The organism is Nocardiopsis potens DSM 45234 (assembly GCF_000341105.1).
GTDB classification, from domain to species: Bacteria; Actinomycetota; Actinomycetes; order Streptosporangiales; family Streptosporangiaceae; genus Nocardiopsis_A; species Nocardiopsis_A potens.
This window is the reverse complement of sequence record NZ_ANBB01000015.1, coordinates 113,709-126,712: the sequence shown is the minus strand read 5'-3', so window position 1 is coordinate 126,712 and position 13,004 is coordinate 113,709. Positions and strand designations below refer to the sequence as shown.

At 73.3% G+C, this 13,004-nt stretch carries 14 protein-coding genes; 4 read left to right on the top strand and 10 right to left on the bottom strand.

Annotated elements, in window-relative coordinates:
• Window positions 1-48 precede the first annotated feature (48 nt).
• From ehuA to ectA, 8 genes are all read right to left on the bottom strand, one after another.
• Window positions 49-873, bottom strand: a complete 825-nt coding sequence (gene ehuA, locus D459_RS0106260) for an ectoine/hydroxyectoine ABC transporter ATP-binding protein EhuA (protein WP_026120103.1) — start codon at window positions 871-873, stop codon at window positions 49-51.
• Complete coding sequence (gene ehuD / locus D459_RS0106255; RefSeq protein WP_017592141.1) at window positions 860-1,498, bottom strand: ectoine/hydroxyectoine ABC transporter permease subunit EhuD; 639 nt, start codon at window positions 1,496-1,498, stop codon at window positions 860-862. The genes ehuA and ehuD overlap by 14 nt, the downstream gene beginning before the upstream one ends.
• Window positions 1,499-2,227 (bottom strand): ectoine/hydroxyectoine ABC transporter permease subunit EhuC, encoded by a 729-nt coding sequence (gene ehuC, locus D459_RS0106250; RefSeq protein ID WP_017592140.1) that lies wholly within the window; start codon window positions 2,225-2,227, stop codon window positions 1,499-1,501.
• 12 nt (window positions 2,228-2,239) lie between these two features.
• Complete coding sequence (gene ehuB, locus D459_RS0106245) at window positions 2,240-3,154, bottom strand: ectoine/hydroxyectoine ABC transporter substrate-binding protein EhuB (protein WP_017592139.1); 915 nt, start codon at window positions 3,152-3,154, stop codon at window positions 2,240-2,242.
• A 442-nt stretch (window positions 3,155-3,596) separates the two neighbouring features.
• Entirely contained in the window at window positions 3,597-4,511 is a 915-nt protein-coding gene (locus tag D459_RS0106240) for a phytanoyl-CoA dioxygenase family protein (RefSeq protein ID WP_051065325.1), read from the bottom strand.
• A gap of 119 nt (window positions 4,512-4,630) precedes the next feature.
• Entirely contained in the window at window positions 4,631-5,026 is a 396-nt protein-coding gene (locus D459_RS0106235; protein ID WP_017592137.1) for an ectoine synthase, read from the bottom strand.
• A gap of 121 nt (window positions 5,027-5,147) precedes the next feature.
• Window positions 5,148-6,413 carry a diaminobutyrate--2-oxoglutarate transaminase gene (gene ectB, locus D459_RS0106230; protein ID WP_017592136.1) on the bottom strand — a complete coding sequence of 422 codons (1,266 nt, stop codon included), beginning with the start codon at window positions 6,411-6,413 and terminating at the stop codon, window positions 5,148-5,150.
• A 60-nt stretch (window positions 6,414-6,473) separates the two neighbouring features.
• Entirely contained in the window at window positions 6,474-7,004 is a 531-nt protein-coding gene (ectA, locus tag D459_RS0106225; protein WP_017592135.1) for a diaminobutyrate acetyltransferase, read from the bottom strand.
• Between the two features lie 721 nt (window positions 7,005-7,725).
• On the opposite strand from ectA, the gene D459_RS0106220 reads away from it, so the two are divergent.
• From D459_RS0106220 to D459_RS0106210, 3 genes are all read left to right on the top strand, one after another.
• A complete protein-coding gene (locus tag D459_RS0106220) occupies window positions 7,726-7,989 on the top strand; it encodes a WhiB family transcriptional regulator (RefSeq protein WP_017592134.1) in 264 nt (87 codons plus the stop codon).
• Between the two features lie 178 nt (window positions 7,990-8,167).
• Window positions 8,168-8,749, top strand: a complete 582-nt coding sequence (locus D459_RS0106215) for a hypothetical protein (protein WP_017592133.1) — start codon at window positions 8,168-8,170, stop codon at window positions 8,747-8,749.
• A 49-nt stretch (window positions 8,750-8,798) separates the two neighbouring features.
• On the top strand, window positions 8,799-9,458 hold the full coding sequence (locus D459_RS0106210) for a copper resistance CopC family protein (protein ID WP_017592132.1): 660 nt from the start codon (window positions 8,799-8,801) through the stop codon (window positions 9,456-9,458).
• 75 nt (window positions 9,459-9,533) lie between these two features.
• On the opposite strand, the gene D459_RS0106205 is transcribed toward D459_RS0106210, so the two are convergent.
• Together D459_RS0106205 and D459_RS35805 are read right to left on the bottom strand one after the other, a co-directional pair.
• The gene (locus D459_RS0106205; RefSeq protein ID WP_026120102.1) at window positions 9,534-10,295 is read right to left on the bottom strand and encodes a PP2C family protein-serine/threonine phosphatase; all 762 of its coding nucleotides are present in this window, start codon (window positions 10,293-10,295) and stop codon (window positions 9,534-9,536) included.
• Window positions 10,296-10,489: 194 nt separating this feature from the next.
• Window positions 10,490-11,182, bottom strand: a complete 693-nt coding sequence (locus D459_RS35805; RefSeq protein WP_017592130.1) for a hypothetical protein — start codon at window positions 11,180-11,182, stop codon at window positions 10,490-10,492.
• A gap of 516 nt (window positions 11,183-11,698) precedes the next feature.
• Between D459_RS35805 and D459_RS0106195 the strand changes: the two genes are divergently transcribed.
• Window positions 11,699-12,940, top strand: a complete 1,242-nt coding sequence (locus D459_RS0106195; RefSeq protein ID WP_017592129.1) for a glycosyltransferase — start codon at window positions 11,699-11,701, stop codon at window positions 12,938-12,940.
• Window positions 12,941-13,004 lie beyond the last annotated feature (64 nt).

The window sequence follows — 13,004 nt, the reverse complement described above, 5'->3', positions numbered from 1 at the left end:
CGGGCCGGATGCGTCCGGCCCGCCCCCGCCGTGTTCGGCGGCCTGCGGTCACTCGGTCTCCAGGACCGCCTTGAGGAAGGTCTTGGTCCGCTCCTCCCGGGGGTCGCCGAAGAGCTGCTCGGGCGGCCCCTCCTCGGCGATCCGGCCCTGGTCGAACATGAACACGCGGTGCGAGACGTCGCGCGCGAAGCCCATCTCGTGCGTCACGCACAGCATGGTGATGTCGGTGCTGCGCGCGATGTCCCGGAGCACGTCCAGCACGCCCGCGACCAGCTCCGGGTCGAGCGCCGAGGTGACCTCGTCCAGGAGCAGGATCTCCGGGCGCATGGCCAGCGCGCGGGCGATGGCGACGCGCTGCTGCTGGCCGCCGGAGAGTCGGGTCGGGTGGGCGTCGATCTTGTCCGACAGCCCCACCATCTCCAGCAGCTCCTCGGCCCGCTGGTTCGCCTCGTCCTTGCCCACCCCCAGGGTGTGCACCGGGCCCTCGGTGATGTTCTTCCGCACGCTCATGTTCGGGAACAGGTTGAACTGCTGGAAGACCATGCCGATCCGCTTGCGCTTGGCGCGCAGGTATGCCTCGCTGGCCGGGACCAGCCTCCCGCCCTTGTCCATGTGGCTGAACGGCTCCCCGCCGACCCGGATCAGGCCGCCGTTGATCCGCTCCAGCGTCATGAGCAGGCGCAGGATGGTGGTCTTGCCGGAGCCGCTGGGCCCGATCAGGGTGACCCGCTCGCCGGCGTTGATCTCCAGGTTCAGCCCGTTGAGGACCACGTTGTCGCCGAACTTCTTGACGACGTCCTCGAAGGTGATCAGCGGGCCGCCGGAAGCCTGGTCTGCCATACCGGGGGACTCTTTCTCGTCAGACTGCTGCATAACGTCGCTCCAGACGGCGGATGATCACTGCGGAGGGCACGCTCACCACCAGGAAGGCCACGCCCACCAGGGTGAACGCCTCGAAGAAACGGAAGTACTGCCCGCCCAGGCCGTTGGCCACGCTGAGCATCTCCGGGACGGAGATGGCGAACAGCAGCGGCGTGTCCTTGAACATCGCGATCAGGTAGTTGCCCAGAGCCGGGATGACCTTGCGGATGGCCTGCGGGAGCACCACTGCGCCCCAGACCCGGTACGTGGGCAGGCTCAGCGCCCGGCACGCCTCCCACTGGCCCTTGGCCACGCCCTCGATGCCGGACCGGTACACCTCCGCGGTGTAGGCGGAGTAGTGCACGCCCAGCACCACGATGCCGATCACCAGCGGCGACACCTGGGAGAGCCCGCTCAGCGAGAAGATGAAGACCAGCTGGACCAGCAGCGGGGTGGTCCGGACGAACTCCATGACCACGAAGACGGCCGAGCCGACCACCGGGACCCGGCGGACGATGGCGATCGCCAGGCCCAGCACCAGGGCCAGCGCGTACCCGAACACCGTGGCCTGCAGGGTCACCCACAGCCCGCTGAGCAGCGCGGGGATGAGGATCCGGGTGAATTCGACGTCCCACATCTAGCGCGCACCCCCCGTCGTCGTTCCGATGGACGGCGGCCGGAGCAGCGCCAGGAGCCCGCCGCCCTCCGGGACCCGGCCCAGCCGGCGGTTGGCCCGCCGCTCCAGGATCCGGACCAGCAGGATCAGCACCTGCGCGATCAGGAAGTACAGCACCAGGGCGGCGAAGAACACGGTGAAGGTGTCCGCCGCGGCCGAGGCGCGGAAGTCCTGCGCCACCTTGGTCAGGTCGGTCAGGCCGACGATCGAGACGATGGCGGTCGCCTTCATCAGCTCGATGACCTGGTTGCCGAAGGTGGGCAGCATCTGCGCCCACGCCTGCGGCAGGACCACCAGGCGCATCCGGCGCCACCAGGTCATGTTCAGTGCGATCGTCGCCTCCACCTGGGCCCGGGGCACCGCGTTGATCGACGCCCGGACCACCTCGGCGCCGTACGCGCCGAGGTTGAGGCCCAGGGCGAGGATCGCGGCGAACATCGGATCCAGTTCGTAGCCGGTGAGCTGGGGCAGCGAGTAGGTCGTCCAGAAGAGCAGGACCAGCGCGGCGATGCCGCGGAAGACCTCGGTGTAGACGGTGGCCACCGCCCGGGCGAACCGGTTCTGCAGGGTGCCGAGGGTCCCGACCACCATGGCCAGGACGAACGCGAGCGCGGCTCCGCCCAGGGTGAGCTGGATCGTGACCCAGGCGCCCTCCAGGTAGAGCGGATAGCGTTGTACGAAGAAGTCCACGTGGCCCTTCCGTCAGCCGGCCGCGCAGAGCTGCTCGGTGGTCAGGTCGCCCGGGTCGGAGGACTCGTCGAAGCCGAACGGCTCGACGGTCTCGCGGAGCGTCCCGTCCTCCTTGAAGCCGGCGAGCACGGTGTTGAACTCGTCGCGCACCTCGGTGTTCTGCTTGGCGAACGCGAAGCCTCCGGCGGGGCTCTCGTCCTCGCCCTCCTCGTTCTTCGGGATGAAGCCCTCGGTGACCTCGAAGTCGTCCTCCATCCCGCGCTGCTCCATCTGGTAGTTGAGCGAGAAGGTGCTCAGCCCGACCGCGTCCACCCGGCCGTTCTCCAGCAGGTCGAGCAGCTCGGTGGCGCTTCCGGCCAGCTCCATCTGGTCCTTGCCCACCCCGGCGGCCTCGGCGTAGCCCTGCTCCACCGAGGCGTTGAGCACCGCGATCTTGGCCTCGCCGTCCTCGGCGACCGCCGCGAAGTCGGGCAGCTCCTCGGCGTCGCCCTTGGGCACCATCAGCGCCTGCTCGACCTTGTAGTCGGGCTCCATGAAGGCGACCTCTTCGCAGCGCTCCGGCGTGATGTACATGCCGGCGGCGACCACGTCGTACTTGCCGGAGTTCAGTCCGGGGATGAGCGCGTCCCAGGCGACCGACTCCGCCCGCACCTCCTCGATGCCGAGCTCCTTGGCCATCTCCCGGAGCAGCTCCGGAGCGGCACCGGTGACCTCGCCGTCCTCGTCGATGAAGCCGAACGGCGGCTCGTTGTTGATCGCGGCCCGGATGTAGCCCTGCTCGCGCAGGTCGTCCAGGCTCATCGGCCCGGTGTCGGCCTTGGAGCACGCGGTCAGCGAGGTCGCCCCGAGGACGGCCGCCGCCCCCAGTGCGCCCACACGGACCAGATCGCGGCGTCCGTACCGGCCGTGCGGCCTGTTCTTGCTCATTGACTTCTCCTCATCGGGGGCTAAGGGAATGGTGCGGCGGTCCTCCCCGAGCGGGTCTCCCCCGGGAGGAGGACACCGACGGCGCCCGCCGGGCGGCCGCGGGCCCGCTGTCGCGCGGGTCCGCGGCCGCCCGGCGAGCGCGCGGATCGCCGGTCGGTGCCGCCTTGTTCGGGCTCACGTCCCCAAGATCGGCGGCCCCTAACGGGGTCGTTATCCACTTGTTCCCCAACGCTCTGGCCGGGTCCGGCCCCGTAACGATCGGGTCGCCCCGGGAGACCTACCCGGGAAGAACGACCTGATCACCTTAGGGATACGGGCGACTTCAGCGGGTCAGTCCCGGAGGGCGGAGCGGACCGGTCCCCGGCGGAGCGGAGGGGGCGGGCGCCGCCCGGCCGGAGCGGCCGGGCGGCGCCCGCGCGGTCGGCGCGGAGCGCGCCCGCGGTCAGCTCAGCGGCCGGGCCTCCCGGGCGCCGAGGAAGGCGGGGCGCGGCGCGTCCGCCGAGAACGGGTCCACGCAGGTGTTCTCCACGCTGTTGAAGACCAGCAGCAGCTCGGAGCGCGGGTCGGAGGTGGCGTTGGCGGCGGCGCCGTGCATCAGGTTGGCGTCGCACAGCGTCACGGCGCCGGCCTCGGCGGCCAGCACGTCCACGCCGTACATGCCGGTCATGATGGACAGGCTGCCGTCGTCGGGCAGGCCGGCCTCCTGGCTCTTGCCGGCGTCGAGGTAGTGGTCGTCGGGGGTCTCCCCCACGCACGACACGAAGGTCTTGTGCGAGCCCGGCATCACCCGGAGCGCGCCGTTCTCCTCGACGGCGTCGGTCAGCGCGATGGAGACCGCCACCGCGCGCGGCGCCGGCATGCCGTCCTCGGCGTGCCAGGTCTCGAAGTCGGAGTGCCAGTGCACGTCGGCGGCGTCGAGGCCGGGGACGTGGGTGGCCCGGGTCTGGTACAGGTAGACGTCGGAGCCGAGGATCTGCCGGGCGCGGTCGACCACTCTGGGGTCGCGCGCCAGCTCGGCGAAGGCGTCGCTGATCCGGTGCACCTCGTAGACGGAGCGCACCTGGGCGCCGTCCAGGCCCTCGGCGATCGCGGTGCGGTCGTCGACCAGCATCCCGTCGTCCCCGCGGAGCCGGTCCAGTTCGGCGCTGAGGCCGCGGATCTCGTCCCCGGTGAGCAGCCCTTCGGTGCGGGCGTATCCGGTGGCCGCGTAGGCCTCGATCTCCTCGGTGGTGCACGGGCCGTCCTCGACCGGGCCCCACACCGTGGGGTGGGTCCGGTAGAGCAGGGCCGGCGCTCGGTCCTTGCGGGTCGGGTATTCGTCCGGGGCCGGCAGCTGAGTCTCCGTCAACGCAGTCATGGCGTCACCCCTCTGCGGGGTTCTCTCCTTCTTCTGCTCGTGATCGGTTCTCTGGCGTTCGTGGCCGGGGCCGAGCGCGGGCGCGGGCGGGCGGGGCGCGGCGCGCCCCGCCCGGGCGCTCAGGCGTCGGCCTCGGTGAGCAGCGGGTACACACCGTTCTCGTCGTGCACCTCGCGCCCGGTGACGGGCGGGTTGAACACGCACAGCACCCGGAAGTCGGTCTTCGGGCGGACGGTGTGCTTCTCGTGGCCGTTGAGCAGGTAGAGGGTGCCGGGGGTGATGAGGTGGACCTCGCCGGTCTCGTCGTTGGTGACCTCGGCCTCACCCTCGATGCAGTGCACCAGCTCGATGTGGTTGGCGTACCACATGCTGGTCTCCGTGCCCGCGTACAGCACCGTCTCGTGGAACGAGAAGCCCACGCCCTCCTTGGCGAGGACGATCCGACGGCTGCGCCAGGTCTCGGTCTGGACGTCCGCCTCGGTGCCGTCGATGTCCTTCAGGCTGCGCACGATCACTGTGGCTGCTCCCTTTTCGCTTGCTTCGTGCAGTGGCCCGCGGACCCCGCTCCGCGCGGGGCGTCCGCCTTCACAGGGTCCGCGGGCCGTTCCGGATGATGCAACCCGGTTTATCAGGGCGCTAGGCCGGCTGGGGGGTCTTCACCGCGGCACGCGTGGATTCCGCGATGATGTCCAGCCCTCGCTCCAGGTCCTCGTTGGCGGTGGTGAGCGGCGGCAGCAGCTTGGCGACCTCGTCCTCGGGGCCGGAGGTCTCCAGCAGCAGGCCGCGCTTGAACGCCTCGGCGGCCACCGCCTTGGCCGCGCCGGGGCGCTCGAAGGCCAGGCCGCGCGCCATGCCGCGGCCGCGGACGTGCGCGCCCGCCTCGGCGGCGTCCTCGGCGATGTCGGCCAGCCGGGAGGCGATCAGCTCGCCCTTGGCCAGGGTCGCCTTCTCCAGCTCGTCGTCGCTCCAGAAGGCGCGGAGCGCGGCGGCGCCGGTGGCGAAGGCGGGGTTGAACCCGCGGAAGGTGCCGTTGTGCTCGCCCGGCTCCCACACGTCCAGCTCCCGGCGGAACAGGGTGAGCGCGAGCGGCAGGCCGTAGCCGCTGATCGACTTGGACAGGGTGACGATGTCCGGGGTGATCCCGGCCTCTTCGAAGCTGAAGAACCCGCCGGTGCGGCCGCAGCCCATCTGGATGTCGTCGACGATGAGCAGGATGCCGTACTCGCGGCAGAGCGCCTCCAGGCCGCGCAGCCACTCGGCGCTGGCCGCGTTGATGCCGCCCTCGCCCTGGACCGTCTCGACGATGACCGCGGCCGGTTTGTCCAGGCCGCTGCCGCTGTCCTCGAGCAGGCTGCGCAGCCAGAGGAAGTCCGGCGTCCGCCCGTCGAGGTAGTTGTCGAACGGCATGGTGGCGGTGTGGCCCAGCGGGACGCCGGCGCCGCCGCGCTTCATCGAGTTGCCGGTCACCGCCAGCGCGCCCAGGGTCATGCCGTGGAAGCCGTTGGTGAAGCTGATGACGGTCTCGCGCCCGGTGTACTTGCGGGCCAGTTTCAGCGCCGCCTCCACCGCGTTGTTCCCGGCCGGGCCGGGGAACTGGACCTTGTAGTCGAGGCCGCGCGGGCCCAGCAGGACCTCCTCGAAGGCGGTGAGGAACTCGCGTTTGGCCGCGCTGTAGGCGTCCAGGCTGTGCACCACCGAGTCGGAGAGGATGTAGTCGATGAGCCGGGTCTTGAGCTCGGGGTTGTTGTGACCGTAGTTGAGGGAACCGGCACCCGCGAAGAAGTCGAGGTAGGCGCGGCCCGACTCGTCGTAGATGTAGCTGCCCCGCGCCTCGTTGAAGACGACCGGCCAGTTCCGGCAGTAGCTGCGGACTTCGGACTCGAGGCGCTCGAAGATCTCCATCGTGGGTTCCTTCGTTCCTTTCCCCAGTTTCATGGGCTCTCGGCTTGGAAGTCGGGGTGTTCAGGAGGGGTCGGGGGTGTGCAGCGGGCCGATCCGGACCAGGTCCTCCGGTTCGTGGCCGCCGCTCTCGGCCGGGAAGTGGCGGTGCTCGAACAGCGGGGTCCACACGGGTTCGGCCCCGTGCTCCCGGGCGAACGAGGCGAACAGCGCGCGCGATGCGGCGTTGCCCGGGGTGACGGTGGCCTCCAGGTGGGTGACGCCGAGGCCGGCGAAGCGCTCCGCGATCCGGTCCAGCATGCGCCTGGCCAGGCGGCGGCCCCGGGCCCGCTCGGCGACGCCCACCTGCCACAGGAAGTAGGTGGTGGGCGCGGCCGGGCGCAGATGTCCGATGACGTAGCCCAGCGGCGTGCCGTCCGCGTCCCTGGCGATCACCGAGGTGTCGGAGAAGTCCCGGCACCACAGGGCGTAGGCGTAGGGCGTGTTGACGTCGAGGCCGCAGTCGCGGGCCAGCCGCCACAGGTCCGGTCCGTCGTCGAGCACCGGCCGGGAGAGGACCGCTCCGTCGGGATCGGCGCCGGTTCCGGCGGTCACCCTGGGGAGCGGGCCGCGGTCGGCCGACTCGGGATCTGCGAGGTCGCTGCTTCGGTGAGGCACGTCGAAGGAACTTAGCGAACGTTCCTGAGCAGCGTTTTTCTTGGAAACGGCGGATGTGTTTCGACGCTGTTGCACCGGGTAGAGCTAGCCCTTCTGGCGCTCGCCGTCACAATCCGTGGGGATCGGGGGCGGCCGGTCGGGCCCGCCCGGAAGCGCTCGGGACTCCGGGGCCACCAGGGGTTTCACCCCGATCGCCGCGCGGGCCGTCCGGCGGAGGAGTTCCGGGGGCATGCTGCCGCGCCCGGCTCTCACCGGGCAAACATACGCCACGGACACGCCGCCGAGAACAGTGTTCTAAGTCACACTGATTCGGGTGAATCCTCGCGACAGACCACGAAGCGCCCACCCCCGTTCCGCTCCGCCCGCCGGAACCTCCGGCGTTCCCGCAGTCCGGCGGGTCAGCGGGGTGATTGCACGGATCGTGTGACGGTGGCCTCGTTCCTTCACGGGAACCGTCCCACGGGTTGAACTGAGCGGCGTTATCGAACAGACTGCGTGTAGTACGACCCGTTGTAGTACTACAGCGGGTCGATGTCTCGGTGAAGCTCGATCGCACGGCCATCGACAGCCTTCACGCGAGGTCCCGGTCGGCGGCGGTCCCGCCGGCGGTCCCCCCGCCCGGTGGGGCGGGACGTGAGCATGGGAACGGAGGCTTCCGGTGAATCGCCTTTACCACGACAGCGAAGACTGGGTCCGCAGCGGAGCATGCCGCCAGTACGACCCGGAGCTCTTCTTCCCGGTCAGCAGCACCGGCCCCGGCCGGCAGAGCACCGACCTGGCCAAGGCCGTCTGCCGCAGCTGCCCTGTTCGCCAAGAATGCCTGCGGTGGGCGCTGAGGGCCGGAGAGGCCGACGGAGTATGGGGCGGCACCACGCCCGAGGAGCGCCGCTACATGCGCCGCGAGCTGGCCCCGGTCGCCTAGAAGAGCACCCTTCGGAGGCCGGCCGCCGAGCGGAGGCGGCCGGCCTCCGTCCTTCCCCGCCCTTCCCGCCCCGCCGCACCGAGCGCGCTCCCGCCCGCCCAGCGCCCCGCACCGCGCCGGGAGCCCGGCGCGATGGGGCGGTTCCTCCGCCGGGCCGCCTCGGTTAGGTTCGAGAACCGTGCACAGTCCCGCCCGGCCCGTCCCCGCACGAGGCCCGCTGCACGCGCTGCGCGCCGCGGTCCTCGCCGCGGCGTGCGTCGGCATCGCCTGGTGCGGGCACGCGGTCTGGGGCGGCGCGCCGACCGCCCCATGGGCCCCGCTGCTCGCCGGGGCCGCGCTGTGGCCGCCGCTCTCCCGGTTCACCCGCGCCCGGCGCGAGTTCGGCGAGATCTTCGCGGTGCTGGCCGCCGCCCAGCTCCCGCTCCACCTGCTGCTCACCTGGGGCGCCCCGGCCCCGGAACCGGCCGCGGCCGCGGCGGCGGGCCCGCACGCCGCGCACGCCCTGGGCTACCACCCCGCGATGCTCGCCGGGCACCTGTGGGCGGCGCTGCTCGCCGCCGCGCTGCTCGCGCACGGCGAGGCCGCGCTGTGGGCCCTGGCCGGCCTGGTCTTCGCGGCACTGCCCCGGCTGCTCGCCCCGCTCCGCGGGGCGCCGCCCCCGGCCCGGCCCCGGCCGGCCGCCCCCGCCCCCTCCGCCCGTCCCGGCCCCGGGCTGCTCGGCGCCGACCGGCAGCGCGGTCCCCCGGCCGCCGCGCGCTGAGCGCGCACGCCGAGGAACCGACCCCGACGGCCGGAAAGGGCCCGAACCGATGAACGACACCACCGTGAAGAAGCCGCTGCGCCGCGGCGCCGTACTGGCCGCCTCCCTGGCGGCGGCCGGCCTCCTCGGGCTGGGCGGCGCCCCCGCCGCCCTGGCCCACGACACCCTGCTCTCCTCCACCCCGGAGGCCGACGCCGAACTGGACCGGGCCCCCGAGCGGATCGAACTCACCTTCAGCGCCGACATCGGCGACGGCGGGAACGCCGTGGTGGTCAACGGCCCCTCCGGGACGAACCACGCGGTCGGCGAGCCCGCCGTCGACGGCCCGGACGCCACCGTGGAACTGGACGAGCTGACCGAGGCCGGCGACTACACCGTCGCCTACCGGATGGTCTCCTCCGACGGCCACGTGGTGGAGGACGACTTCTCCTTCACCCTCACCGAGGACGCGGTGGCCGGCGCGGAGCAGGACGGGGCCTCCGCGGAGGAGAGCCCGGCCGCCGGGGACTCCGCCGGCGACGGCGGGGAGCAGGACGCCGCCGCGGGCGGCGACGCCTCCGAGGCCCCGGTGCCCTCCTCCGACCCGGTCTCGCTGTTCGGCCCGGTCGGCGGCGCGGTGATCGGCATCGCGCTGATCGCCCTGGTCGCCGTCGTGGTGCTGCGGCTGCTGCGGAACCGCTCCGGCGGAAGCGGCGGAAGCGGCGCCTGACCCCGCACGGACCGAGGGGCCGCGGGCCCGGGGCGCGCCCCGGGCCCGCGGCCCCTCGCCGGTTCCGGCCCCCGCCTAGTTGCGGCGGGCCAGCAGGATGCTGATGTTGTCCCGGCCGGTGGCGTCCATCGCGGCCCGCCACAGGGCGTAGACCGCGGCCTCGTCGTCGGCCGCCTCGGCGATGATCCGCTCCATGTCCTCCAGCGTGACCAGGTCGCTCAGGCCGTCGCTGCACATCAGCCAGGCGCCGGGGTCCGGCTCCGGGTCCCGGCCGACGTGCGGGACCATCGCGGTCGCACCGCTGCCGCCCAGCGACTGGGTGATGAAGTTGGTGGTCACCGGCTTGCCGTCCTCGGAGGGCGGCAGCGGCGGCGAGTCGTCCTGGGAGAGCTGGCGGAGCCGGTTGCCCTCCAGCCGGTAGGTACGCGAGTCGCCGACGTTGAACCAGAAGTTCCCGTCCGCGTTGAGCAGGATCCCCGCCACCGTGGTGCCCATCCCGGAGAACTCCGCGTGCTGGGTGGCGTGCTCCTTGATCTCCTCGTCGATGTTCTTCAGCAGGACGTCGACGTCGTCCGGCCCGACCAGGCGGGGGCTCATCTCCGCCATCCGGTGCACCGCGTGCTCGGAGGCGATCTCCCCCGCCGCGTGGCCGCCCAGACCGTCGGCGACCGCGAGGATCACCGGCTCGGCGAGCGACATCGTGCAGCGGACCGGAACGGTCATGTTCGCGCTGGCGACGGTCAGGGCGCCCATGACCACCGCGTCCTCGTTCGCCGGACGGACGGCGCCCCGGTGCGTTAGGGCCGTGACCGTGACTTCCCCACCAGCGACACCCATGCGCCCTACCTCCAGTTTCATCGGCAGCGGGCCTGCCGTTCACGACCAAGCGGCGCCTCTCCCGGACGGTAGCGGAGGCGCTTTGATCAAGTAACCGTATCGGGGGACCGGTACCCCTTGCCAAAGACCGCGTACATCATGGCGGAAATCGCCCGCGCACGCAGGTTCCGCCCGGAATCCCGGTACCGCTGATCTCAGCGCCGCGGGCCGCGCGCGACCGCCCGCCGCACCGCCGCCGCACCCGCCGCCCGGCCGCGCACCGCCTCCGCGGCCGCCCGCACGCAGCCGCGGGCCAGCTCCTCCGGCTCCGCCCCCGGCACCGGCCGCACCGCCACCCTGGGGTCGTCCGGGCGGGCCCCGGGAACGGTCGGGGCGCCCTGCGGCGCCGGCCCGGCCAGCAGCACCGCCGCACCGCCCCGGGTGAACTCGCGCACCGCGCCGAGCAGCCAGGACGCCGTCCGCACCGGGACCTCGCCGCCCGCCTCCGCGCAGACCACGACCAGGTCGATCCCGCCGAATTCCAGGGTGGTGTGGGCCACGGCCGCCCGGCAGGCCGCCTCGGAGCCGGCCGCGCAGTGCAGGGCCAGCACCGGGGCGCCGGTCCGCGCCGCCCGCCGCGCCGCCGCCGGCACCGCGCCGGGCCCGTCGGCCGGCAGCACCGCCGCGGGGGCGCCGGGCCGCCCGGTGTCGCCGGCCACCGCCACGGCCGCGCCCGCCGCGGCCAGGGCGGCGGCGACCGCCTCCGCCGGGGCGCCGTCCGGGCCGGGCACGCAGCCGCCCACCACCAGCGCGCGCCCGCCGCGCAGCGGGTGCAGGCCGGGCACCGGGTTCCCGCGCGGGCGCCCCGCCCGCGCCCGCTCCGCCTGCCGCGGCACGATCCCGGCCATCCGACCCGCCTCCGTCCGCGCTCGCGGTCCGCGGTGTGCGCCGTGCGAACACCGCCCGTCGCCGCCACCCTGCCCGAGACGCCCGCCGACAAACACCCCGCGGGGCCGCTCCGCCCCCACCCACATGGGGCTTCACCATGTCACCGCACGTCACAGCGGCGTTGTCGGCTCTTCGGGGCGTCTGGCAGAATGGGCGGTCCGGGTGTCTAAGACGCAGACACACCTACCTCAGAGCGCTCCCTCCCGGGAGGTCACCTCCCGGTGCCGAGGCGGGCGCTTCCGGTGTTTCCTCTTTCTCCGCTGAAACCCAAGGTGTGTTGCCCATGCGTCTTCATGTTCCGACCCGTGTTCCCACTTCGCCCTCCCCGCGTCCGCGCCCCGCGCGGACGCGTTCTCGCGATGCCCTCCCGCGCCTCGCCGGTGCCCCCGCCCGGCCTCCGACCGGCCGGCCCCGCCCGCCCTGCGGCCGGCCTCCGCGCGCCTTTTCCGATCTCGTCCCGCAACGAGGAGTCCTACGTGAAGATCGCCCTGATCGCCGAGCACACCACTCCCCTCGCCGCCCACAGGGGCGAAGCCACCTGCGGTGACAGCGTCCACATCGCATCGCTCTCCCGGCAGCTGGCCAAGCTCGGGCACCGGGTCACGGTGTACGCGCGCAAGAGCACCGAGGACCCCGAGGGCCGCTCCCGGATGGGCCGGGGCGTGCACGCCGACATCCTGCGCGCCGGGCCGGAGCGGCCGCTGCACGGCGGGGAGGAGGCCGAGCACACCGGCGCCTTCGCCGCGGCGCTCTCCGCCGCGTTCGACGAGGACGCCCCGGACGTGGTGCACGCCCTCGGCTGGACCAGCGGGCTGGCCGCGCTCTCCGCGGTGCGCGGCGCCGAGCGCGGCGGGACGCCGCCGATCGTGCAGACCTTCCACTCCCTCAACGTCGCCGAGCAGCGCTCCGGCCTTCCCGAGCGGCCGGACCGGGTCCGGATGGAGGCGGCCATCGCGGGCCGCGCCGACGCGGTCGTCGCCGGCTCCGCCGACCTCCGCTTCGAACTGGCCCGGATGGGGCTGCCCCGGCACCAGGTCGCGGTGGTCCCGTTCGGCGTGGACACCGACCACTTCAGCGTCGAGGGCGGCGCCGCCACCGACCCGTGGAGCCACCGCCGCGAGGAGCGCGCCCGGCTGATCACCGTCGCCCGGCCCGGCTCCGGCGGCGCCGAGCGGGTGGTCGAGGCGCTCACCCGGCTGCCCGGGGCCGAGCTGCTGGTGGTCGCGGCCTCCTCCCCCGCAGACCCCTCGCTCGACGAGGACCTCCGCCGGCTGGAGCTGCTGGTCAAGGAGGCCGGCGTGGAGGACCGGGTCCGGCTGGCCGGCCCGGTGGAGCGCAAGGAGCTGCCGCGGCTGCTCCGCTCGGCCGACGTCTACGTCTCCGCCGAGGCCTACGACCCCTACGGCGGCGCGGTGCTGGAGGCGATGGCGTGCGGGCTGCCGGTGGTCGCCAAGGCGTCCGGCGGCGCCACCGGCGCCGTGCTGGACCGCACCACCGGCCTGCTGCTCCGGCACGCCCGCCCGGACGCGCTGGCCCGCGCGGTCCGCTCGCTGATGAACGAGCCCACCGTCCGCTCCGCCCAGGGCATCGCCGCCGCCGACCGGGCCCGGTCCCGGTTCACCTGGCAGCGGGTCGCCGCCGAGACCGAGCGGATCTACCGGTCGGCGCTGCCCGCCGAGGACGGCCTCCCGCTCGCCTCCGGTGATGATGCACACTAGTCCGGGCGGCGGGTGAGGTCCGGCCGTGCCGCCCCCTGTCCGACGTCCCGAACGCCAGGAGGAG

Excerpts from the sequence above, each read along its gene's own strand:
- ehuD (WP_017592141.1), bottom strand. The coding sequence starts at position 1,498 with ATGTGGGACGTCGAATTCACCCGGATCCTCATCCCCGCGCTGCTCAGC.
- D459_RS35805 (WP_017592130.1), bottom strand. The coding sequence starts at position 11,182 with ATGGCCGGGATCGTGCCGCGGCAGGCGGAGCGGGCGCGGGCGGGGCGC.
- ectB (WP_017592136.1), bottom strand. The coding sequence starts at position 6,413 with ATGGAGATCTTCGAGCGCCTCGAGTCCGAAGTCCGCAGCTACTGCCGG.
- ehuB (WP_017592139.1), bottom strand. The coding sequence starts at position 3,154 with ATGAGCAAGAACAGGCCGCACGGCCGGTACGGACGCCGCGATCTGGTC.
- ehuA (WP_026120103.1), bottom strand. The coding sequence starts at position 873 with ATGCAGCAGTCTGACGAGAAAGAGTCCCCCGGTATGGCAGACCAGGCT.
- D459_RS0106240 (WP_051065325.1), bottom strand. The coding sequence starts at position 4,511 with ATGACTGCGTTGACGGAGACTCAGCTGCCGGCCCCGGACGAATACCCG.
- D459_RS0106210 (WP_017592132.1), top strand. The coding sequence starts at position 8,799 with ATGAACGACACCACCGTGAAGAAGCCGCTGCGCCGCGGCGCCGTACTG.
- D459_RS0106205 (WP_026120102.1), bottom strand. The coding sequence starts at position 10,295 with ATGGGTGTCGCTGGTGGGGAAGTCACGGTCACGGCCCTAACGCACCGG.